Annotated in this window: 12 protein-coding genes; 10 read left to right on the top strand and 2 right to left on the bottom strand. The window is 69.3% G+C overall.

Going from position 1 to position 24,167, the window contains the following annotated elements; genetic code table 11:
* Positions 1–318: 318 nt before the first annotated feature.
* The 7 genes from BHS09_RS31635 (at position 319) to BHS09_RS31605 (ending at position 16,321) form a co-directional block, all read left to right on the top strand.
* Entirely contained in the window at positions 319–3,537 is a 3,219-nt protein-coding gene (locus BHS09_RS31635; RefSeq protein WP_237079930.1) for a sensor histidine kinase, read from the top strand.
* On the top strand, positions 3,515–4,171 hold the full coding sequence (locus BHS09_RS31630; RefSeq protein ID WP_011556093.1) for a response regulator: 657 nt from the start codon (positions 3,515–3,517) through the stop codon (positions 4,169–4,171). The genes BHS09_RS31635 and BHS09_RS31630 overlap by 23 nt, the downstream gene beginning before the upstream one ends.
* Before the next feature lie 107 nt (positions 4,172–4,278).
* The gene (locus BHS09_RS31625) at positions 4,279–7,707 is read left to right on the top strand and encodes a hypothetical protein (RefSeq protein WP_237079929.1); all 3,429 of its coding nucleotides are present in this window, start codon (positions 4,279–4,281) and stop codon (positions 7,705–7,707) included.
* A 159-nt stretch (positions 7,708–7,866) separates the two neighbouring features.
* Positions 7,867–10,470 (top strand): Ig-like domain-containing protein, encoded by a 2,604-nt coding sequence (locus BHS09_RS31620; protein ID WP_161604930.1) that lies wholly within the window; start codon positions 7,867–7,869, stop codon positions 10,468–10,470.
* A 43-nt stretch (positions 10,471–10,513) separates the two neighbouring features.
* Complete coding sequence (locus BHS09_RS31615; protein ID WP_140799877.1) at positions 10,514–15,061, top strand: myxosortase-dependent M36 family metallopeptidase; 4,548 nt, start codon at positions 10,514–10,516, stop codon at positions 15,059–15,061.
* Positions 15,062–15,460: 399 nt separating this feature from the next.
* Positions 15,461–15,802 carry a zinc ribbon domain-containing protein YjdM gene (locus BHS09_RS31610; protein WP_140795124.1) on the top strand — a complete coding sequence of 114 codons (342 nt, stop codon included), beginning with the start codon at positions 15,461–15,463 and terminating at the stop codon, positions 15,800–15,802.
* Positions 15,803–15,952: 150 nt separating this feature from the next.
* Positions 15,953–16,321, top strand: coding sequence for a hypothetical protein (locus BHS09_RS31605; RefSeq protein ID WP_237077622.1), 369 nt, complete (start codon positions 15,953–15,955; stop codon positions 16,319–16,321).
* 25 nt (positions 16,322–16,346) lie between these two features.
* Here the strand turns inward: BHS09_RS31605 and BHS09_RS31600 are convergent, their stop codons facing one another.
* On the bottom strand, positions 16,347–17,378 hold the full coding sequence (locus BHS09_RS31600; RefSeq protein WP_140799876.1) for a trigger factor: 1,032 nt from the start codon (positions 17,376–17,378) through the stop codon (positions 16,347–16,349).
* A 182-nt stretch (positions 17,379–17,560) separates the two neighbouring features.
* The gene (locus tag BHS09_RS31595; RefSeq protein WP_140795121.1) at positions 17,561–18,607 is read right to left on the bottom strand and encodes a hypothetical protein; all 1,047 of its coding nucleotides are present in this window, start codon (positions 18,605–18,607) and stop codon (positions 17,561–17,563) included.
* A gap of 206 nt (positions 18,608–18,813) precedes the next feature.
* Between BHS09_RS31595 and BHS09_RS31590 the strand changes: the two genes are divergently transcribed.
* The 3 genes from BHS09_RS31590 (at position 18,814) to BHS09_RS31580 (ending at position 24,093) form a co-directional block, all read left to right on the top strand.
* A complete protein-coding gene (locus BHS09_RS31590; RefSeq protein WP_161605186.1) occupies positions 18,814–20,010 on the top strand; it encodes a TolC family protein in 1,197 nt (398 codons plus the stop codon).
* A 118-nt stretch (positions 20,011–20,128) separates the two neighbouring features.
* Entirely contained in the window at positions 20,129–21,073 is a 945-nt protein-coding gene (locus tag BHS09_RS31585; RefSeq protein ID WP_161605185.1) for an efflux RND transporter periplasmic adaptor subunit, read from the top strand.
* The gene (locus BHS09_RS31580) at positions 21,070–24,093 is read left to right on the top strand and encodes an efflux RND transporter permease subunit (RefSeq protein WP_140799873.1); all 3,024 of its coding nucleotides are present in this window, start codon (positions 21,070–21,072) and stop codon (positions 24,091–24,093) included. The genes BHS09_RS31585 and BHS09_RS31580 overlap by 4 nt, the downstream gene beginning before the upstream one ends.
* Positions 24,094–24,167: the final 74 nt, after the last annotated feature.

The raw sequence follows: 24,167 nt of genomic DNA, 5'->3' as shown, positions 1-24,167 counted from the left end.
ACGTGTCTCACGACTGCGTGACATGCCACGGGCCCTGGAGTTCCTGCTCGGCGCCTCGTGCCGCTGACACCTGGCCAGGCAGGGCGTGACGCGGCGCGGGAGACGTGACGTCACCGTGACACTCGACTCAGCTCGCCACCTTCGGGCCCGACTCCCCGTCGCTGGCGCTCCTTCTGGGTGACATAGGAATCTCTTCGGGTCGTTTCACGTTCGTTTCTTCGGCGGCTCGTTTCCCGTGAGGCAAGGCTGTCTCGACTTGGACGAATTCACCGGAAGGGTTGCCCAGGTGCGCGCGTGAGCTCGTCGCGGAGGTTCTCCTTGCGCACGGCTCCCGGATGGCTGGGAGTCCTCTTGTTCCTCCTGTTGTGCCCTGCCGTCGCGCCGGGTGCTCAGGAGCTCGGGTTGATGCAGGTGGGCGGCGCGCGCCCCTTCCAGGCCGAGTACATCACCGAGGTCCTCTACGACCGGGTGGGGCTGCTCTGGATAGGAACTCGCGAGGGCCTCTACCTCCACGACGGCCAGCGCTTCCGCAAGTTCCAGTACGAACTGGGCAACCCTGCTTCCCTGGCAAGCAACGCGGTGCGCACCCTGCACGAGGACACCCAGGGACGGCTGTGGGTCGGCACGATGACGGGTGGCTTGAGCCTCGTGGACCGGGCTCGCTGGTCCTTCCGGCACTTCCGTCACGACTCCAGCAACCCCGCCAGCATCCCCCATGACGGCGTGTTCGCCCTGGCCGACGCCGACGATGGGCGCCTGTGGGTGGGCACCCACAGGGGACTCGCGCTGCTGGACCCGGAGACGGGAGTGGCGGAGCGGATTCCGCTCCAGCCTGGCGGGGGCCAGGAGTTCGTGATGGCCCTGAAGCACGACCGCACGGGTGCGCTCTGGGTGGGCACGCTCTCGCGAGGACTGTTCCGACGCGGGCCCGGCGCCACGACGTTCGAGCCCATCTCTTCCGAAGAGCGAGGCCCTGGCTCCAGGGACATCTTCAGCCTCGCGGCGGACCCGGACGGCGGGATGTGGGTGGGCACCCGTGACGGGCTCTACCGGGTAGAGCGCGACGAGGCCTACCTGCGCCGCACCCGGCTGTCTCCACCGGAGCTCGCCCAGAAGGTGCAGGTCGTCACGGAGCTCGAGCCCGATGGACACGGGACGCTGTGGGTAGGCTCCTTCGGCGGTGGACTCCTCCGCGTGGACACGGCGACGGGCGAAGTGCGTGAGGAGCGTCTCCCGTCCGCGGGGCCTGGCTACGAGCACCGCATCGACGAAGGCGCGCTCGCGTTCGACGCCGCTGGGAACCTGTTCATCGGCACGTTCGGGATGGGCTTGTTCTATGCGCCCTTCCGGCAGGAGACCTTCAGGACACTGCGAGGAAAGGCCGGGAACTCGGCCTCCGGGCTGACGAACGAGGACGTGTGGGCGGTGATTCCGGATGGCGACAGCCACCTGTTCGTGGGCAGCTTCGGCGGAGGCGTGGACCGGGTGGATGTGCGCTCGGGGAAGGCCGTCCCACTGCCTGGGCCCGTGTTGGACGGCGTCGACACTCGAGGCGTCCTCAGCCTCCTGCGCACCCGCGACGGGGAGTTGTGGATCGGCATCTCGATGGGCGCCTATCGCCTGGACCCGACGACAGGCCAGTTGCTCAAGTTCTACCGTCGCACGGAGCGCGGGGCGAGCGACCATCCTGGCTTCGTCAACACGCTGCTGCAGGACGCTCGTGGCCACGTGTGGCTGGGCAGCGGGGGACAGGGGTTGCAGCGCTACCGGCCGGAGACCGATGACTTCGTGGCCTTCCGTCACGAGCCCTCGAATCCTCGCTCCCTCTCCGATGACTTCGTGACGGTGCTGATGGAGGACCGGCGCGGGCGCTTCTGGGTGGGAACGCGCTCGGGCGGACTCAACGTCTGCTCGGCCAGCGAGGACACGGTGGAGTGCATGCGCCTGGGCTCTGACTCGAAGCTGCACCTGAGCCACTACTACGTGAGCGCGCTCATGGAGGACCCTTCGGGCGCCATCTGGGTGGGGACCGTGGGCGGAGGCCTCCAGCGGGTGTCGCTCGACGACTCCGGGCTGCCGGTGTCCGTGGACCTCTGGACGAGCACCGACGGGCTCATCGACAACAACGTGATGGCCATGGCGCGTGCCCCCGACGGGGGCATCTGGGTAGGGACTCGCGCGGGCCTGTCACGGCTGGACGTGGCCACGGGGGCATTCGAGAACTACGCCGCCTCGGATGGTCTGCCCAGTGACGCGTTCAACCCGGAGGCGGTGACGCTCCTGGGCGGCAGGCTCTACTGGGGGAGCTCCAAGGGGCTCGTGGACCTGGACCCCTCGGTGCGCCCGCCCCGCGAGCCTTCGCCGCCGCTCATCCTCACCTCCATCGAGGGGTTGGAGTCAGACGCTCTCCCGAACCAGCCGGTGTGGGACCTCCCTGGCCTGGAGGTCCCCTGGCGCCAGCCTTTCTCGCTCGAGTTCTCGCTGCTCGACTATGCGCGCAACGGCGTGGAGTACGCCTATCGCTTCACGGCGGAGGCGCCCTGGCTCTCGCTGGGGACGCGCAATCAGCTCTCGTTCCACTCGCTCCCTCCGGGGGAGCATTCGCTGCGGCTGCGCGCGCGCAGCCCGGGCCGAGACTGGGTCGAGATGCGTCCGTTCACCCTCCGCGTGGCGCCGCCCCTCTGGCAGCGGACCGATGTGCGCTTCGGCGCGCTGGCGGTGGTCCTGCTCTCGGTGGTGGTGGGGCTGGTGTGGCGGACTCGGCTGCTCGTCGGACGCAACCTCGCGCTGCGCACGTTGCAGGCGGAGCGCGAGCAGGCGCTCGAGGAGGCGGAAGCCGGGCGTGAGCGCCTGCGCCGCCTCACCATGCGGCTGGAGGCCGCGAAGGAAGAGGAGCGCAAGCATCTCGCCCGCGAGCTGCACGACGAGTTCGGCCAGGCGCTCACGGCGGTCAAGCTCAACCTCGGGTTGATGAACACCTCCGCGAGTCCCTCGGTGACGCGCCTGCCCGAGGTCGTCGCGCTCATCGACCGGCTCATCGGGCAGGTGCGGGCGCTCTCCGTGGACCTGCGCCCGCCGCAGCTCGATGAGCTCGGGCTGGTCGCCGCGCTCGAGTGGTATCTGCGCGAGGTGGCCCGGCGCAGTGGCGTCGAGCTCGTGTTCACCGCGTCGTCGGCGCCTCCCTCGCTGAGCAAGGGGCGGGACATCGCCGTCTTCCGCATCATCCAGGAGGCGGTCACCAACGCCCTCCGACATGCCTCCGCGCGCCGCATCGACGTGCGGCTGGAGACCGTGGGGCGCGTCATCCGGCTCGAGGTGCGAGATGACGGCAAGGGGTTCGACGTCAACCAGGTCCTCACGGGCCGGGGGCCGGGCAGCTTCGGCGTGTTCGGGATGCAGGAGCGGGTGCGCGACTTGGGGGGACACTTCGAGGTGACCTCGCGTCCGGGGGCGGGGACGCGCGTGGTGGCCGAAGTGAGGGTGGACGAGCGGGAAGATTTCTCCGGAGGACCACATGCGCGTGTTGCTGACGGATGACCACCAGTTGGTGCGGGCAGGCCTGCGTGCACTGCTGGAGTCGCTGGGTGGGGTGACGGTGCTCGCCGAGTGCGGCGATGGGCATGAGGCCCTGACGCTCACGGACAAGCTGCAGCCGGATGTGTTGCTCCTGGACCTCTCGCTGCCGGGGCTCAATGGCATCGAGGTCGCCCGGCGCGTGCCGAAGCTGAGCCCCTCCACGCGGATCCTCATCCTCTCCATGCACACGTCGGCCGAGTACGTTGCCCAGGCCTTGCGCGCGGGTGTGGCGGGCTATCTCGTCAAGGACTCGGCGGTGGAGGAGCTCAAGGTGGCACTGGAGTCCGTGTGGCAAGGCCGCACCTACCTGAGTCCCGCCATCTCACAGACCGTGGTGGAGGGCTTCCTGCGCATCACCGACGACGAGAGGCCCGCGGCGAATCCGCTGGACCGGCTTACCTCGCGGCAGCGGGAAATCCTCCAGCTCATCTCCGAGGGAAACGGCACGCGCGCCATCGCCGAGCGGCTGCAGGTGAGCGTGAAGACGGTGGAGGCGCACCGGACGCAGCTGATGGAGCGGCTGGCCATCTATGACGTGCCCTCGCTCGTGCGCCTGGCGGTCCGGTATGGGCTCGTCCCGGGAGAGTCGTCGTGACGTAGGGGATTCCTGAGGGGAGGTTAGGGGGCTCCCCGATGGTGGGGCTCTCCGACGGGGCCGTAGGGTCGTAGTGCGTCCCAAACCGTCATGGAGACCCCCCGCCCATGAGACTGATTTCACGTCCCTTCTTCTCCAGCGCCGTGCTGGTGGGCCTGCTGAGCGTCGTGCTCACCGCCTGCGGCTCGGACCCGAAGCCCCCCGGTGAGCCCGATGCCGGAGGCGGCGGAGTCCCGTCCTACTCCGTGGGCGGCACGATGTCGGGCCTGCGTGACGGCGCCCAGGTGGTGCTGCGCAACGGCGAAGAGTCCCTAAGCGTCACCACCAATGGCTCCTTTGCCTTCAGCCAGAAGGTCGCGCGAGGTGCGGCCTACGCCGTCACCGTCCAGTCGCCGCCTGAGGGCGCCTCCTGCACCGTGGAGAGCGGCAGCGGCACGATGGACAACGCGGACGTCACCAGCGTCGCCGTCACCTGCGGCGCGAACACCTATCCGGTGGGCGGTGTCGTCTCTGGCCTTTCCGAGGGTGCCTCGCTCGAGCTGCGGAACAACGACGGGCCCGTGCTCACCGTCTCCGCGAATGGGCCGTTCCGGTTTCCCGCGGAGGTCGTCGACCTCGCCGGCTACTCGGTGACGGTGCAGTCGTCTCCGGCGGGCCATGCCTGCACCGTGGAGCGCGGCGCCGGCACGGTGAACGGCTCGGCCGTCACCGATGTGGCCATCACGTGCGCGGCGCACACCTTCGGCGTGCGCGGCTCGCTGTTTGGCCTGACGCAGGGGCAGTCGGTGGTGCTGAAGAACAACGGGGGCGATGCCATCACCATCACCGCCAGCGGGCAGTTCGTCTTCGCGACGCCGGTGGCCTTCGGCGCGAGCTACGACGTCACCGTCGAGGCGGTGTATCCGGTGGCCTGCACCGTGAGCCGGGGGACCGGAACCATGGGCAACCAACCGGTGACGAACGTGAGCGTCAGCTGCAAGACGACACGGTTCTCGCTGGGTGGCACCGTGACGGGCCTCCTTCCCACAAGCTCGGTGGAGCTCACGAACGGCTCGGAATCGATCCGCGTCAACGTGGACGGCTCCTTCGTCTTCGTCGGGCCGGTGGATGACCTGAGCGGCTACTCGGTGACGGTGAGCTCGCCGCCCATGGGCCAGGCCTGCGACGTGCGCAACGGGACGGGCACCGTGAGCGGGGCGAATGTGAACAGCGTGGTCGTGACCTGCTGGGCGTCGGAGTATCCGCTGGGCGGAAGCGTGGCGGGGCTCTCAGGGGGACAGTCGGTGGTGCTGAAGAACAACGGAGGGGATGCGCTCACCGTTGCGTCAAATGGCTCCTTCACTTTCCCGAAGCCGGTGTCCTACTGGAGCACGTATGTCGTCACCGCCGAGGCTCGCTACCCGCTGATCTGCAGCGTGCCGAATGGCACGGGCCGAATCGGGGTAGGGGGCAACGCGGACGTGGTGGTCTCCTGCACCACGCGGTCATTCACCGTCGGAGGTGAGGTGGCGGGGCTCGTCGAGGGAACCGCGCTGGAGCTGTGGAACAACGAGCAGGAGCGTCTCACCGTTTCCGCGAATGGGCCCTTCGCCTTCCTCCAGCCGGCGGCGGACCTGAGCGCCTACTCCGTCTCGGTGAAGACCCAGCCGGAGGGACAGTCCTGTGAGGTGCGGCAGGGCACGGGCACGCTGGGGGGCGCGACCGTCAAGAGCGTATCGGTCGTCTGCTCGCCGAACTCCTATCTCGTGCGCGGCACCGTGGCGGGGCTGGGGGATGGGCAGTCGGCGGTGCTGAGGAACAACGGAGGGGATGACCTCACGGTCTCCGCCGATGGAGCCTTCGCCTTCCCGACGCCGGTGGCCTTCGGCGCGGCCTATTCCGTCACGGCCCAGGCGACCGCGCCGCTGGTGTGCACCGTGTCGAACGGTACGGGCACGATGGGCGAGGGAGACGTCACCCGCATCGAGGTGCTCTGCGGCACGGCGTCGTATCCCGTGGGTGGCAGCGTGAGCGGCCTGGCCGAGGGCGCCATGCTCGAACTCCAGAACAACGGCGACGAGGTGCTCCCGGTTTCGGCCAATGGCGCCTTCACCTTCGCCCAGCAGGTCGCGGAGCAGGGCAGCTACTCGGTGACGGTGAAGACTCAGCCGGAGAACCAACGCTGCGCCGTGAGCTCCGGCGGGGGGACCGTGAGCGGTGCGCCCGTCACGAACATCGTCGTCACGTGTGAGAACGTCTACCGGCTGCGCGTCAGTGTTTCGGGGCTGACCGGCACGCTGGGGCTGAAGTCCGGCGCGGACGCCCTCACGGTCGCCACCGACGGGGAGTCTTCGTTCCCGCTGCCGCTGCGTCCTGGCGAGGCGTATGCGGTCGAGGTGAGCCGTCACCCGATGGGACAGACCTGCGAGGTCTCGGGCGGAACGGGCACCATGGGCGAGGCCCACGTCACCGTCATGGTGGCCTGTGAGGCGAACGCGATGGTGTTCCGGGTGGGCGCGGGCGCCACTGCCCTCAACTCGAATGCCACGGAGGTCTTCATCGATGAGTACCGCCCCATGGGGGGGGCGCCCGTGCGCACCTTCGCCATTCCCTCATCGAACGCGGCGGGGGCGGCCCGACTCACGGTGTCCGGCGGTGATGTCCACCAGGGGCACCTCTCGCGCTCGGGCAATGGTCGCCTGCTCACCTTCACGGGCTTCGATGCGGACGTGGGCCTGGCGAACGTCTCGGCCACGACCGCATCGGAGAGACCTCGGGTCATCGGGCAACTGGACCTCGCGGGGACCTTCACCCTCCCTGTGCGTCTGAGCGATGCCTATGACCGAGACCAGGTGCGCGCGGCCTCGACGGTGGACGGCACCGGCTACTGGCTGTCGGGTCGAGGCGGCGGCATCCGCCATGCGCTGCCTGCCGAGAACACCACGGTGTCGACAGCCATCTCCACCGGCGTGGCGGACACCCGCTTCGTGAGCCTGTTCGACGGCCGCGTCTACTTCTCGCTCGGAACCGCTCCGAACCCGAATCCCCAGGGCTACAACCAGGGCATCCTTACGTTCCCCACCGAGCAGCCCACCGCGGCGGTCGCGCCGAACCAGCTCCCCTCGCTCTCGACGGTGTTCAACTCGTCCGGCTTCGCGCTGCTCGATGAACGTCCCGAGGTGGCCGGTGTGGACACCGCTTACGTGTCCATCAACCTCGGCCGGGGTGTGGGCCAGGGCGAGACTCCGGACATGTTGCGCCTGGAGAAGTGGACCTTCGACGGGGTGAGCTGGAGCCGGGTGTCCAGCTTCGTGCCCACCTTCGCCGTCGCGGGGACCACCATCGTGCCTATCGCCACCCATGGCGTCTCGGCGGTGCGGACTCCCCGAGGAGTTCGCGTCTATGTCACCACGTACCAGCCGAGTGGTGGTGGCGCGGGCAACCTCCTGGTGTCCTTCCTGGATGATGGAAGCTCGTTCACGCCGTCCGTGCATGTCGTGGCCACGGCGCCGGCCAACACCAGCTTCCGGGGCGTGAGCGCCAGCCCGCTGCCCTGAGTCGTGAAGCGCGCGGCATCAGCGCCCCTAGGGGATTCCTGAGGGACTTCCAGGGGCGCCCCCGATGGTGCGCGCCGCCCGAATCCGTACCGTTTCGTTTCCAACTCCATGGTTGCTGTTCGTCGCACGCGCGGCGGTTTGCTGCAGAGAGGTCCATCCATGTCAGTGCGTTCCCGTTGTCGTCTGCTTCACCCCGTGTTGCTGGGGCTGGTCGCGGCGGCAGTCCTTGTCGGCTGCGGCAGCGAGAAGTCCACCCCCACCGTGAAGTCCCTGCGGATTACGCCCGAGAGCTTCTCGCTCGCCGTGGGCATCGGCGCGGACGTCACCGCGACCGCCACCTTCTCCGATGGCAGCACGCGGGACGTCACGCGGGAGGCTTCGTGGTCCTCGACGGATGCCGCCGTCGGTGCGGTGTCCTCCGAGGAGGGCGCCGCGCCCCAGGTGCGCGCGCTGGCCAAGGGGCAGACGACGCTGCGCGCGACCTACTCCGACGTCTCCGCGCAGGCGCGGCTCGACGTGACGGACGCCACGGCTGTCTCGCTGTCCATCGAACCGAAGGAGCTGTCGCTCGCCGCGGGCCTCTCGGGGCAGCTCGCCGCCACGGCCTCCTTCTCGGATGGCACGTCGCACGGGCTCACCAGCGACATCATCTGGTCCTCCTCCAACGAGGCGATTGCCGAGGTCAACGCGAGCGGCCTGGTTCGCGCCGGTTCGCCCGGAGAGGCCACCCTCAAGGCCCGGTTCGGCACGCTGGAGGCCACCGTCAAGGCGACCGTCACCGCGGCCGTCGTGACGTCGGTGGCGGTGACTCCGGGTGACGCCTCGATGGCCCGTGGCAGCACGCTGATGCTGACCGCCATGGCGACGCGCTCGGATGGCACGACGGTGGACGTCTCCAACGAGGCCACCTGGAGCTCTAGTGACGTGAACATCGTGTCGCTGAACAAGCGCGTCGCGAGCGGCGTCGCGCTGGGCGGTGCCCGAATCACCGCGACCTTCGCGGGCATGAGCGGCGGCACCGAGGTGACGGTCTCCGAGGCCGCCGCGCTCGCCGTCACGCCGGCGGCGAGCATGCTGATTGAAGGCCACCCGAGCCAGCTCCACGCCGAGGCCACGCTGTCCAACGGCCGTACCCAGGATGTCACCGCGAGCGCTGCCTGGACGAGCAACACGACGGAAGTGGCCGTGGTCTCGATGACTGCGTCCACGCGTGGGCAGGTGACGCCGGTGGGGCAGGGCTCCGCCACCATCACCGCGACCTTCAACGGACTTCGCGGTACCGGCCAGGTGAGCGTGTCGAAGCTGAGCATCACCAGCGTCGTCCCGACGTTCCAGACGATGGAGGATGGGGTGGTCTCCTTCACGGCGCGGCTCACCAAGGCCCTGCCGCCCTCCGCGCGGCTGCGGTGGCGCGTGTCGGTGATTCGTCACAACCCTCCGGCCGATCTCCACCTGCCTCCCACCGACAGCCCCGTGGTGGGCCAGCCGGTGCGCTACTTCTCGGGCGCCGCGGGTGAGGTGGCCGACCGGCCGGAGACGTGGACGGGCGGCTCGGAGACCGACCCGAGCGGCGCGGCCTACGTGGGGCAGGAGGCGGGCTTCGAGGTGGTCTCGACCGGGCTTCAGGGCGCCGAGGGTCACACGTACTCCTTCCGCACGCGGTTCGCCATCAAGGGCGACTACAGGTTCAACGTTGAGCTGTTCGAGGTCGGCGCCGCGGGCGGGCTGGCTCGAATCGGCGACGCCACGGAGCTGAGCGCCACCGTGGGGACGATGCGCGCGACGGATGCCTCCGAGCTGCTGTTCTTCACCGCTTCTCCCTCGGCGGAGGCCCAGACGGAGGAGGAGGCCTTCCCGCAGGCGTTCGCCGTGCGCCCGGATGGCTCCCAGTTCCGTCAAATCACCCATGCGCCCACGCCGTTCTTCTCTCCGCGAGACGTCCACTCGGAGGTGATTCGTTCGCCGGACCGCAAGTCGGTGGTCTGGGTGGACGGGCGAGACAAGTTCGGGGGCATCTACTTCCAGGGGCTCCTCTACATCGCGGACGCGGATGGCGGCCGGGTGCGGCGCCTCACCCAGGCGAGCTCGTTGCTGTGCGGAGAGCGCATGCCGGAGTTCTCGCCGGATGGGCAGTGGATTTCATTCATGAGGTCGTGCATGCGCGACCCGTACCCGGGACGTGATGGCGTCGAGTTCACCTACATCATCCGCGCTGACGGGACGGACGAGCGGCGCGTCCTCATCAGCGGCATCAACGACATGCCGCAGCCCTCCCCCATCTCGCCGCTGGTCTTCTCCTCCTTCTCGCGCGACAGCAAGACGCTCTACACGGTGCAGTACGCGATGGCGGGCGTCCAGCTCTGGGCCTTCTCGCTGGAGGATGGGAGCGCGCGCTCCATCATCAACTTCTCCGTCCCGGGGCAGGAGAGGGCCTCCATCGTGCGGTTTCCGATGGAGCTGCCCAACGGCGACCTGCTGTACCACTACTGGAGCGCGGACGTGAAGTCGGACACGTGGCTGGAGCGCATCCGGCCTGACGGCACGGGCCGCGAAATCGTGCGGCCCGTCATGCTCGGCAGCAGCAGCGAGCTCCTCCAGTCCCTCTTCACGCTCTCTCCCGATGGCACGAAGGTCGCCTACACCGAGCGGGACCCGGTGACGGGGATCAACACCATCATGGTGTCCAACCCCGACGGCTCGGAAGCCGTCTCCATGGGGAACCCTCCGGCCTACTTCGTGCGGCGCATCTTCTGGGCTCGCTAGCGCGCGTGCCGAGCACACCCATCCCTCTTTCGAGGTCCATCTCGTGAAATCGATCCTCAAGAACCTCGCCGGTGTCGCGCTGGCGTTCGCGGGCACGCAGGCTGGTGCCGACTCCCTTCCCAACTACGATGCACTGCTGGAGCGCTCGCCCGCTCCCGGAGCCCGCTCGCTCCTGGAGGATAGTGAGAGTCTGGGCGGACAGGTGCTGCACCGCGAGCACCGGCTCGGCGTGCCGACCTTCGTCTGGGCCTCGCGGCCCGCGCAAGGTACGGCGTTTCCCCCGTCGCTTCGCGCGGCCAGCGACTACGCGCGGATGTCTCCGGCGACCGCGGCCCGGCTCCAGCTCGATGCGCTGGCTCCGTTCCATGGCGGCCGGTCGCTCTCGCAGGTGGGGACTTCGGTCGCCAGCGTTCGCCGGAGCCCGCTGGGCTCATCGGTGGTGACGCTGCGGCAGGAGGTGGGGGGGGTCGAGGTGTTCCGTGGCACCGTCAACCTGCTCCTCGACAAGGAGAACGTGCTGGTGGCCGCCTCAGGTCACCTCTCGCCGGACGTGGGGCAGGGCAACAAGAGCCCCGCGCGCTCCTTCCGGATGGGGGCTCCCCAGGCCGTGGCCGCGGCGTTCGCGGACCTGACGGGGCAGTCGCTCGATGCCGGCCTGTTGCGGCTCACGGGCGGGGCCTCGGGCCGCTACTCGCATCATGAGCTGGTCCCCTATGCCCGGCCGCTCCCGGTCGGGTTGCGCATCCCCGCTCGAAGCAAGCCGGTGCTCTTCCAGCTTCCCGAGGGACTGCTCCCCGCCTACTACGTGGAGCTGAACACGGGCGCCGCGGGCTCCTCTGCCTCGGACTACTACTCGTACGTCATCGCCGCGGAGGACGGCCGGGTGCTGTTCCGCAAGAACCTCACGGCGGACGCGGCGCACAGCTACCGCGTCTGGGCGGATGCCACGTCTCCGTTCACTCCGTTCGCCGGACCGTCGGGCAACTCGCACATCCCGCACCCGACGGGGACGCCGGATGGCGACGTGCCGCTCTTCGTCGAGCGCAACCTGGTGACGCTCGACAACGCGCCCTTCAGCCGCAATGACCCGTGGCTGCCCGTGGACGCCACGGAGTCGGTGGGCAACAACGTGGACGCGTACGCGGACCTGGCCTCGCCGGACGGGTTCGGCGCGGGGGACATGCGCGCGGCCATCACGGGGCCCGCGACGTTCGACTATCCGCACAGCTTCAACTTGCTGCCGTACGAGACACCCCAGCAGATCCAGTCCTCCGTCACGCAGTTGTTCTATGTGAACAACTGGCTGCACGACGCGTACTACGACGCGGGCTTCAACGAAGCGGCGGGTAACGCCCAGCATGACAACTACGGGCGTGGAGGGCTTGGGGGTGACAGCATCAAGGCGGAGGCGCAGGACTTCGGTGGCGTGAACAACGCCAACATGTCCACCCCGGCCGACGGTGCCCGCCCGCGGATGCAGATGTTCATCTTTCCCGGAGGCACCGCACAGAACTCCGTCGAAGTGACGGCGCCCGCGAGCATCGCGGGACCGTATACGTTCGTCTCCGCGCAGTTCGCCCCCCGCGTGTTCTCGGTGTCCGGCCGCGTGGTCGAAGGGTTTGATGCGGAGAACGCCGACGGGCCTTCCACGACGGATGGCTGCACGGCGCTCACCAACGCCGCGGAGGTGGAGGGGAACATCGCCCTCTTCGACCGAGGCACCTGCGGCTTCCATCGGAAGGCACTCACGGCCCAGGCCGCTGGGGCCATCGGGGTCGTCATCGCCAATATCGATGGCATGGACATGCCCGAGGGGATGGGCATTGAGAGCGGGCTCTCGCCGTCGCGCATTGGCGCGGTGCTGATTCCGAAGGGGGACGCGGACCGCATCCGAGGGAAGCTCACGGAGGGGGTGCAGCTCTCGATGATTCAGCGCCCCGAGGGTGACCTGGACGGCACCATCGACACGAGCATCGTGGCGCACGAGTGGGGGCACTACATCAGCAACCGGCTCGTCCATGACGGAGCGGGCCTGGGCACCAACCAGGCGCGCAGCATGGGAGAGGGGTGGGCGGACTTCCACGCCCTGCTGCTCACGGTGCGCGAGGAGGATGCGCAGGTCGCCTCGAATCCGAACTGGACGGGCGTCTTCCCGGTGGGCGACTTCGCGACGCGGCACATGAGCGCGGACGCCGCCTACTTCGGGATTCGCCGCGTGCCCTACTCGGTGGACTTCCGCAAGAACCCGCTGACCTTCAAGCACATCTCCAACGGAGTCCGTCTTCCCAGCGGCGCGCCCTATGCCTTCGGAGCGGATGGGAGCAGCAACGCCCAGTACCACAATTCCGGCGAAGTCTGGGCGACCATGCTGTGGGAGTGCTACGTCGGGCTGCTGCGTGACTCCTCGCGGCTCTCGTTCAACGAAGCCCAGCGGCGGATGAAGAGCTACCTCGTCACCGCGTACACGCTGACCCCGGCCTCGCCGACGTTCCTGGAGGCTCGCGACGCGCTGCTCGCGGCGGCCTATGCGGGAGACCCGGCGGACTACCAAATCTTCGCGGAGGCGTTCGCTCGGCGTGGCGCGGGAATCGGCGCGGTGGCGCCGGACCGGGCCTCCACGAACCATGCGGGCGTGGTGGAGAGCTTCCGCACGGGCGCGGACGTGGTGTTCGTCTCGGCGGAGCTCACCGAGGACGGCAGCGAGAACACCTGCGACGCGGACGGGTATCTGGACAACGGCGAGAGCGGCGTGCTGCGCGTCACGCTGCGCGCCACGGGCACCGCCCCGCTGCAGGCGACGAGCATCACCGTCTCGTCGGACAGCGAGGCCGTGCAGCTGGCCAATGGTGGGGCGGCGAGCTTCCCCACCGTGGGGCTGTACGAGACGGCCACGGTGGAGGTGCCGGTGCGGCTCTGGGGCGCGGCGCCTCGCTCGGTGGTCCACTTCAACATCGCCTACCGCGATGCCAACGGGGTGGCTGCCGGTGACAAGAAGGCGACGCTGAGCGCCAAGGTGGAGCAGGACGAGCTCCCTGGGGCCTCGACGACCGAGAGTGTGGATGCGCGGCTGCTGCCCTGGACGATGACGTCCGCGGTGGGCGGCGTCTCCTTCACCGTGAACGAGGATGCCGGGACTGAGCGCTTCTTCCATGGAGAGGACGTGGGGCGCGCCGCGGACTTCGCGCTCGTCTCGCCGCCGCTCCATGTGGGCAAGGCGGGCTTGTCGTTCACCTTCCGCCACCGCTACTCCTTCGAGGCGTCAAGCGGAGAGTACTTCGACGGCGGTGTCCTCGAGCTGTCGGAGGATGACGGCCAGACGTGGACCGATATCGGAAACCGCATCACCTCCAACGGGTACAACGTCACGCTCACGAACTACGAAGGGAACGTCAATCCGCTCACCGGGCGCCGAGCCTTCGGCGGTGCGAGCTTCGCGTTCACGCAGAGGCAGCTGGTGACGTCGAGCGTGAACCTGGGCACCGCCTTCGCGGAGAAGGTGGTTCGCATCCGCTTCCGCATTGGCACGGATGAGGCGGCCGGGGGCTCTGGCTGGTTCATCGATGACATCGCCTTCACGGGGTTGGCGAACACGCCCTTCACGGCGCTGGTGGACGAGCAGGGGGTCTGCACGACGGGCCAGGTGGATGCGCAGGCGGGCGAAGACCTGGCGGTCGATGAGCTGTCCGTGGTGCAGCTGCAGGGCAGCGGCAGCAGTCTGGCGGGTGGTGCGCTCACGTACCGCTGGGAGCAGGTGGCGGGTCCCTTCGCCGCGATGAGTGGCGCGGACACGGCCACACCCAGCTTCACCGCGCCGGAGGTGCTGGCAGATACCATGCTGACCTTCCGCCTGACGGTGCTGGACGGGGGGCTGCGGGACAGGGACACGGTCCAGGTGCTCGTGCGCCAGGTGAACAAGGCGCCGGTGGCGTCCGCGGGCACCGCGCAGACGGTGGACGAAGGGAGCACGGTGACGCTCCAGGGAAGCGCGGAGGACCCGGACGGCGACGCGGTGGACAGCCAGCAGTGGACGCAGGTCTCCGGTCTGCCTGTCACGCTGACGGGCGCTGATACGCTGACCCCGAGCTTCACCGCGCCCGCGGTCGCCAAGGGGAGCGCGGAGCTCGTCTTCCAGCTCGTGGCGAGTGACGGGCAGCTGAGTGGCGAGGCCGCGAAGGTGAGTGTGACGGTGCACCACGTGCCGCTCGCGCCCACCGTGAGCGCGGGGGACGATGTGTCCACCTCCTCGGCGAAGTCCGTCACGCTGACGGCCACGGCCACGGACCCGGAGCAGGGGACGCTGACCTACGCGTGGAGCCAGAGCGAGGGCCCCGCCGTGACGCTCCAGAATGCGACGCAGGCGCGTGTCCAGTTCACCGCGCCCGAGGTCTCGGCCGCCACGGAGTTCGTCTTCGTGGTGAAGGTCTCCTCGGAGAGTGGCTTGTCCGCCGAGGACCGGGTCACGGTGACGGTGAGCCCGGCGCCCCCGGCGCCGAAGGAGTCCAGCGGTTGCTCGTCCACCGGGACGACTGCCGCGCTCCCGCTGGCGATGGCGTTGCTCTCGCTCCTCGCGTGGAGGCGGCGCGAGGACTGACGCCGTCCTGACGTTGCCTTGAGGCAGTGAAGCGGGGCGGTGGCACATGCGCCATCGCCCCGCTCGGGATGCGCGGCGACTCACTCGTTCCGTGGAAATTCCCAGGCACCCGCGCGGCGGTCAGTCACATGCCCACCACCCCGGGCTCCGCGAGCTGGATGCGGTCGAGGGTGGAGAAGATGTGCCCGTGCTTGGGACTCAACACCACGGAAAATGTAACGAGTCTGAGTCTGTCCCACGAAATCGGGGCAAGCCCACTGGCGATGGGCTGCATCGCCCGGCTGTTTTCCGTGTGCCAACGCAGGTCTTCCGTTCCATCAGGAGGGCTGTTGATGGAACGGGAGCCCTTCGGCTCGCGCTCGTGTATATGCCTCCGCGCTTCCCTTCTCTGGAATCGATATGAGCGCCCTGCCCTCCTGCCCGAAGTGCAACTCCGCCTACACGTACGAAGACGGCAGCCTCTACGTCTGCCCGGAGTGCGCGCATGAGTGGTCGACAGCCGCTGCCGCAGAGTCGGGGGAAGAGAAGCGCGAGGTGCGCGACGCCTACGGCAACCTGCTCCAGGACGGCGACAGCGTCACCGTCATCAAGGACTTGAAGGTCAAAGGCTCGTCGACGGTGGTCAAGGTCGGCACCAAGGTCCGGAGCATCCGCCTCGTCGACGGTGACCACGACATCGACTGCAAGATCGACGGCATCGGTGCGATGGGGCTCAAGTCGGAGTTCGTGAAGAAGGCTTGAGGAGCCAGGCTGCTCTCCGCTTCAGTGGACACCCTGGAAGGAGCAGGGATGGTGTCCGACTTGACGGAAGGAAAGTAGCCGCGAACCGCCCTGGGCTGCACTAGAAGAGGCTGCGAGGTGCACCGCACCCCGTCCCTGGAGCCGCCCCACGTGCAGCCCTCAGCCCCCCGACGTCATCGAGAGCCGCCCCGCTCCTGGTGGACGCGCTTCCTGGACTTCATGGAGCTGTCCTCTCCCGAAGGGCGCTGGGGGCTAGGCCTCGTGCTCGGCCTGCTTGTCATCGGCTTCTGGCCGCTGTTGCTGCTGGCTGTCCTCGACGTGAGCGGGACGCCGCGCAAGGTGCTGGTCGCGCTGGGGCCCGCGTCGATCTGCCTGGGGTTCGCCCTGCTCATCCTGGTGTGCGGCTACCGGTATGGTGAGTCGCTCCGGTGGTCGCGCGCCCAGACGTGGGGGCTTGCCGCGCTGTTCCTGGGCATGGGCCTCGCGGGTGGCGCGGGTCTGTGGTTCAGCGAGGGCTGAGCTCGCGCTCCTCGCGAGGGCGCCCTCAGCCCTCCTGCTCGGAGCCCTCGAAGGTGACTTTCGCCTTGTTCATGACGTGCTCCACTGCGAGCAGGTACCAGCCCATCTCGGTGAGTCGCTTCGTCGTCTCGGGCGACTCGCGCAGGGCGGCGTGCGCATCCGCAGCGGTGAGCCCGAAGGGCTCCACCTGGTCGCGCACCAACTGATCGAGCTTCTCCGGGGTGAGCTGAAGCTTGTGCTCCTCGGTGACGGCCTTCAGCACGATACCGATGTGCAGCCGGCGCTCGGCGTCCGCGCGCGTGGTGGGGTCCGTGAGCCAGCCCTCGAGCGCTTCTCTCTGCTCGTCGACGTCGAACTGGTGCTCGAGCATGCCCTGGCCCTCGGCCTGGACCCAGCGGCGGCGCAGCTCTTCGTCCACCAGCGCGCGAGGCAGCTCCACCGGAGCACGCCGGGCCAACTCGTCCAGCACCATGTCCCGCGCCTGGACCCAGAGCTGTGACGCCGCCGCGTCCTCCAACTCGTCGCGCAGGTGGGTCATCACCTCGCCCAGCGTGCCGCCCAGCCCGAGCTTCTCAAGGAACGCGGGGGCGCTCTCCGGGGGCAGCGTCACCTCGTGGGCGGCGAGGACGTCCACCAGGAAGCGCGCGGGCTTCCCCTGGAGCGCCTCCACGGGGTACGTGTCCGGCAGCTCCAGGGCAATCTGCAGGGACTGGCCCACCTTGGCACCCTCGGCCACGGCCTCGCTGAATCCAGGCAGGGCCTCGATGGGGGCCAGCTCCGTCGTCATGCCGAAGCGCGCGGAGAAGGGGATGAGCTTACCGTCGGAGTAGCCCACGATGTTGAGCCGCACCTCGTCGCCCAGCTCCAGCGACTCGCCGGGTTGACGCTCGCGCGAGGTCGCCAGGGCGCGGCGCTTCTCGTGGAAGGCGCGTAGCAGGTCCTCCTCGGTCAGGTCGTCCGGGGTGGGGACCCGCACCGAGATTCCCTCCAGGGAGGGCGCCTGCACGGTGGGGAGCTCAAGGGCCTTGGCGGAGACGAGGCTCGCCACCGGGCTCATCTTCAGGAGGCGCTCGACTCCATGACCTGGTCCTTGCGTCCCTTGCTTGCGGCTCACGAATGCTCCCGGGAGATAGGCTTGCCAGCGCCCGCGCCAATGGGGGGAAAAGCGACGGCTCGGCATGGACCAGGGCATAGTCCAGCCGAGCCGCTCTGACAAACCCCGAAGGGTGGGGCGCTGCTCTAGAAGAAGGCGCCCACGATGCTGGACACCGTGGAGACCGCGGCGCCCACCTGGCTGACAATCGGGATGTTGGTGGCCGCGGCGACCGAGCCCACCGCGGTGATGACGGACGTCACCTTCTTGCCCGTGCTCGCGTTCTTGTCCATCAGCGTCGCGCCAGCGTTGGCCACGTCGACCGCGGCGATGGCCACGTTGACGCCCGGGGCGAACCGGCCCAGCGCCTTGGCGGCGGTGCCGGCGGCGGCCTTCGCGCCCTGCTTGAGGGCGGCCTCACCGGCCTCCTTGCCCGCCGTCTTCAGCGCGGCCTTGGCGGCCTGGCGCGTGCCGCTGCCAGTCAGGCCCTGGGCCAGGGTGCTGGTTGCCTTCGCCGTCTCGGCTGCGGCGGACTTGACGGCCTGGCCCACGCCCTTCGCGGTGCCGCTCTCGAAGATGCCCTTGGTGGCGGCGGACTTGACGGCCTTGAGCACGTCGTCGCTGGCGTTGGGGAGCGTCTTCTTGAAGGCGTCGACGGCCTTCTTGCCGGCCTCCAGCTTCTCCTTGAAGACGGTGCCGCCGAGCACGCCGCCCATCACCTTGCCGCCGACGATGCCGCCCGTCGCGGCGGACAGGCCCGCCTTGGTCGCGTCGAGCGTCGAGCGCGTGGCGGTGATGATGTCGTCCTTGCTACCGGTGCGGATGGCCTGGCGGATGTCCTTGACGGCCGTGGCGCCCGACATCACCGCGCCAGGGATGCCCGCGTAGCGCGCGGCGGCCTTCATTCCGGCGCCCAACTTGGTCAGGCCCTTGAACTCGCCCGCAGCGTAGGTGGGGTTGCTGACGAACGCCCGGTTGTTGCCGGTCAGCAGTCCTTCGGCGCCGTTCTTGATGTTCTTGATCTGCTGGAAGGCATCCTTGCCGTACCCGAAGGCCTTCGCGCTCTGGGTGGCAACCGCCGTGGCGCCCTTGATGAGCCCCTTGTTGTCCTCGACGGTCTTCTGGACGTCCTTGGCTACCTTCTGGACGTTGGCGCGGGCAGAGTTGAGGGTCTTGCGGATATCGAAACCCATGGTGGGCCTCTCGAAATTGAAATGGACGAACTCGTGGGGATTATCGCGAACACCCCGCCGGAGTTGCGTCAGCATCACCGACCAGACACTCCCTCCCACACTTCAGGGCAGTGCATCACATGCTGCCGGATAGTACGTGCATGTGGGGGGGATGGCGGTGAATGAGGGTGCCATATTCTCTGGCGTTCGTCTCGCCAGAGAGAGGAATGTCTCCCACCGTCGCTACCGTGCTGCTGGTCTGTGGCCTCGCCCCTTTGGGGGAGCCGCTCACGCTGCGCGAAGCGTTCCTCGCGGCCCGAGGACGGGCCCCCGCGCTTGCTCAGGCCCGTGCGCAGGAGGCTGTTGCCCAGGGGGACGAGGCCCTTGCGCGGACCTTCGCTCCGTTGACCCTGTCGCTGTGGGGCGGCGGCAATGACCCGCGATGGGCGGTGGGCTTGACGCAGAAGCTTCCGCCTCCAGGGGCGCGTGCGGCACGCATTCTCGCCGCGGAGTTGACGACGCGAAGCGTCACGGACGACCGCCGCGCGAGTGAGGCCGCGGTCCGGGCGGATACCCGGCGTCACTACTTCTCGCTCCTGCGCGCCCACCAGCTCGTGGAGGCGTCCGCCCGGGCGCTTTCGCTCGCGCGTGAGTCGGAGGCCGCCGCCGCGTTGCTCTTCGAAAGCGGGGCGGCTCCAGAGTTGGAGCTCATCCAGGCCCGCATCGCGCGTGGCGCCGCGGAAGTCCAACTGTTGACCCTGCGGGGAGACCTGGTCGCCGCGTCGGCGGCACTGGCCTTGTTGTTGGGCAGGGAGCCCAGCGTGGTGCTGGCGCCCGTGGATGCGCGGCCGCCGCCCTTGGTGGAACTGGACTCGGTGCTCGCGCTCGGTGCGGTGTCTCCTGCCGGCGAGGCGCGCCAGGCAGAGGTGGCGGCGGCCGAAGCGACGCTGCGGGCGGCACGGCGTGAACGTTGGCCCGTCCCGACGGTGGGAGTCTCCGTGGAGGCGGATGGCCCGCGAGGGCGGAATGCCTTCCTTCGCGGTGCGCTCGACCTGGACCTTTCCCTCCCCGGACTGGGCCGGGGCGAAACGGCTCGCGCCGCGGCCGCCCTGGAGTCCGCGCGTGCTCGTCAGAACGAGGACCAGCGCTCCCGGCGGACGGAGCTTGTTTCCACCCACGCGCGGTTGGCCGCCGCACTCGCGGGCATGGCGCGCTACGCGGAGGAGATTCTGCCCGCCGTGGAGAAGACGGAGCGCATGGCCTTGGAGGCGTATCTGGCGGGCCGAAGCCCCCGGGTGGCGCTCAATGTGGCGCTCCAGGCGGCAACGGACATGCGGACCCAGGCCATCGAGGCCACCTTCGCCGCCCAGTCCGCCTTTGCTGACCTCGAACTCGCTGTCGGGTTTCCGCTCGATGCGCCTTAGATTCGCGCTACTCGCCTGCCTCCTTGCGTTCGGAACGGGCTGTCGGCGGCCGCCCTCGGAGGAGCGCCCTCTGCCGTTGCCGCGTGTCCGCGTTGCTCCCGTGGCCTTGGGGCAGGACGTGCGTGGTCTCTGGGGTACGGGTGTACTGTCCGCTCCGCCAGGGCGTGAAGTCCGGCTTGCGCCCCCGGTGCCCGGCCGGTTGTCGTTGCTGCGTGTGTCGGAGGGTGACCGGGTGCGGGCGGGGGATGTCCTCGCCCAGGTGGACACGGGGCCCGCCATCGCCGAACTCCAGCAGGCGGAGGCCGCGCTGCACGAAGCCACTTCGGCGCTCGAGGCCGCGCAGGAGAAGCGTTCGCGTACCCTTTTCCTGGTCGAGCGTGGGGTCGCGGCCCGTCAGGACGCGGAGCAGGACCAGAGTGCGGAGGCCGCCGCACGTGCTGCCGAGGTGCGCGCCCGGAGTGCCTTGGAGTTGGCCCGGCGCGGCGTGGGGCGCACGTCGCTCCAGGCTCCCTTCGACGGGGTCGTGACGACGGTATGGGTGAGACAGGGCGAGATGGTGGATGGCTCGACGCCCGCCGTGGTCCAGATTTCGGCGACGGACCCGCTGGAGTTGCGCGTGTTCGTCACCCAGTCGCAAGCCGCGTCGGTCGCGCCCGGCCAACGCGCACGTCTCTTCGTCGACGGGCTTGCCGGAGTTCGTGAAGGTGAGGTCGCCGCGGTGGCGCCCTCCGTCGACTCGCAGAGTGGCAATGTGCTGGTCCGTCTGCGTTTCGCCAACCCGAGCGGGGACCTGCGCCTGGGCGCGGCCGCGCGAGCCCACATCGTCCTGGAGGACCTGGGCCCGGCGCTGAGTGTGCCGTCCTCCGCGCTGCTTCCCCTTGGGGATGGCGGTGTTGGCGTCGCCCGGGTCGAGGAAGGGCGGGTCCACACGGTGCCCGTCCGCGTGGCGTCCGAGGACGAAGGACGGGCCATCATCGCGGGACCGCTCACGGTGGGGGAATCCGTAGTCGTGGAGGGAGGCTATTCCCTGCCGGATGATGCTGGCGTGGAGGTCGTCCGGTGACGTGGCTGGCGCTGCTTCGCCGCAACGCGCCTGGAGTGGTGGTGTTGCTGTCGGCCCTGACGCTCGCGGGCGCGCTCGGCGCAACGCGGCTCCCTGGCGGGCTCTACCCGGAGGTGTCCTTCCCTCGCATCGTCGTCGCGGCGACGTTGAACGGAGCCAGCGCGCAGACGATGCAGCTCTCCGTGACGCGCCCGGTGGAGGAGGGACTGTCCACGGTCCTTGGCGTGCGGCGGGTTCGTTCCCGGACCATCCGCGCGGCTTCTGAGACCTCCCTCTGGTTCGACTCGCGCACGGACATGGACCGGGCCTTGGGGCTCGTCAACGCCCGGCTCGCGGAGGTGCGGGCCTCGCTGCCGCCCGACGTGACGCTTGCCGCCGAGCGGCTGACGCCATCCTCCTTCCCCATCCAGACCCTTGCCGTCACGGGAACAGCGGACCCGGCCCGGCTGCGCGACTTCGCCCTGCGGACGCTGAGCCCTGGACTGGCGGGCCTCGCGGGCGTGGGACGTGTGGACGTGCTCGGGGGCGACGTGCGCGAGCTGACCATCGCCGTCGACGCGCGGCAACTGGAGCAGGAGAAGATGGACCTGCCCGCGCTGTCGACCAGCGTCGGCAGCGCGCTCATGCTCGAACCGGTGGGCCGGGTGGACGTCCGTTACCAGCAGGCGTTGGTGGTGGTGGAGGGACCGGTGGAGTCCCCGGACCTGCTGTCGACGCTCGTGGTGGGGGGCACGCCCGAGGCGCCGGTGCGCCTGGGAGATGTCGCGCGAGTCGAGGAGGGGCATGCGGACCGGCTCACACGGACCTATGCGAACGGCCAACCCGCGGTGCTCGTCAACGTGGGCCGCAGTCCGCGCGCGGATGCCGTCACCCTGGCGCGGGAGATTCACGCGCGGGTGGAGGAGGTGAGGACCCGGTTGCCCCCGGGCATCGATGTCGCGCTCTCCTATGACCAAGCGGGGTTCATCGCCCGGTCCGTGTCCCACGTGCGTGACGAGGTCATCCTGGGGGGGCTGCTCACGCTCACGGTGGTCGGGCTCTTCCTGCGCTCCTGGCGGGCCATGGCGGCCACGGCCGTGGTGCTCCCCGCTACCCTGGCGATGACCATCGGCGCGCTCTGGCTCGTGGGGGGAACGCTGAACCTCATGTCGCTGGGCGGACTGGCGGTCGCCATCGGGTTGGTGGTGGACGACGCCGTGGTCGTGGTGGAAGCGGTGTACCGCCGGGTGTCGGCGGGGACGGAGCGGTGGACTGCGACCGCGGAGGCGCTGCGCGAAATCGCCTGGCCCGTCACCAACTCCACGCTCACCACGGTCGTCGTCTTCGCGCCGCTGTCGTTGTTGCCCGGCGTGTCCGGCCAGTTCTTCTCCGCGCTCGCGTTCACGCTATGCGCCGCGGTGCTGTTCTCCCTGTTGCTGGCCGTCACGTTGACCCCGCTGCTGTGCGGCTGGTTGCTCGTCGCGCGAGGCGCCCCGCACGCGTCGGCGCCCTCCGTCCCGAAGCGCCTGCGCGAGCAGTGGAGCCAGCGTCCGGGGCTGCTCGTCGCCGGGGTGGGGCTCATCACCCTGCTGCTGGCGATGGTGGGCCGGGGCGTGGGGACCGGCTTCCTCCCGGAGCTGGATGAGGGCGCTTTCGTCGTGGACTACTTCACGCCGACGGGTACCTCGGTCGCGGAGGCAGACCGGCTGGGTCGGACGCTGGAAGAAGTGGTGGCCGCGATTCCCGAAGTCGTGGGTACCAGCCGGCGTCTGGGCGCGGAGCTGGGGCCTCCGGCGGCCACGGAATCGTCACGCGGTGACTTGACCGTGTCGCTGGCTCCCCATCGGAAGCGCCCTGGGCCGGACATCATCGAAGAGACGCGCCTTCGTGCGGAATCCGCCCTCCCGGGTGTCCGCCTGGAGTTCGTCGAGCTGCTGCAGGACGTGCTCTCCGACCTGGAGGGCGCGCCGGACCCCGTCGAGGTGATGCTGCTGGGACAGGATGTCCAGGTGCTGCGGGACTTCGGGCCGCGCGTGGCCGAGCGGCTCCAAGGCATCCGCGGCCTCACGGACCTGTTCGACGGTGTCGCGGGATGCACGCCCGAGGCCCACCTGGAAGTGGACCTCGTCCAAGCGGGCCGCTTGGGCTTCACGGCGCGGGACGTGGCGACACAGGTCCGCACCGCGTTGCTGGGGGAAGTCGTGGGAGCCATCCCACGCGAGGGGCGGCAGGTGGACGTGCGCGTGCGGCTGCACGACGCCGACCGCCTGGACCCCCAGGTGCTCCAGCATCTGCGGTTGCGGACCGCTTCAGGGCTGGTTGTTCCATTGATGCAGGTGGTGCGACTGCATCAGCGGTGTGAGCCGGCGGAGCTGTTGTCCGACAACTTGCGTCCATTGGTGGCCGTGACAGGGCGCCTGGCATCTCGAGACCTGGGCGGTGTCACCGCGGATGTCCAGGCGCGGCTCGCGACATTGACGCCGCCCGTGGGCGTGGAGGTGCGGCTGGGGGGCCAGCGCGAGAGTCAGCGCGAGTCCTTCCGAGCCATGGTGCTCGTCTTGTTGCTGGCGACGCTGGGCGTCTTCCTGGTGCTGACCTTCCACTTCCGTGGCGTCGTGCTCCCGCTGCTCATCCTGGGCGCGGTCCCCATGGCCCTCTCCGCGGGCGTCGCGTGCCTGCGGCTCACGGGCACGCCGCTCAACATCTCCTCGTTGATGGGATGCATCCTGCTCGTGGGGCTCGTGGTGAAGAACGGCATCCTCCTGCTCGACCGGGCGGAGGAGGGCCGCGCCGCGGGACTGCCCACTCGCGAGGCCATCATGAGCGCCACCGCCGTGCGCCTGCGTCCCATTCTCATGACGACGCTGGCGACGTTGCTGGGGCTTGTTCCACTCGCACTCGGGTTGGGTGAAGGGGGCGAGCTGCAACGCCCGCTGGCCATCACCGTGCTGGGAGGATTGTCCCTCTCCACCGTCCTGGTGCTGGTGGGGCTGCCGGCAGCGTATGTGCTGGTGCGTCGTTCATCGACTCCTTCACGATGATGAAGGCGCGATGAGCAGTCTCTCATGGACCATCCTCCGACGTATGCCTGGTTGATGGCACAGTCTGTCCAACT

It is taken from the genome of Myxococcus xanthus, from assembly GCF_006402735.1.
Classification (GTDB): Bacteria; Myxococcota; Myxococcia; order Myxococcales; family Myxococcaceae; genus Myxococcus; species Myxococcus xanthus_A.
The sequence above is the reverse complement of the archived record's forward strand: the minus strand, read 5'-3'. Positions and strand labels throughout refer to the sequence as shown.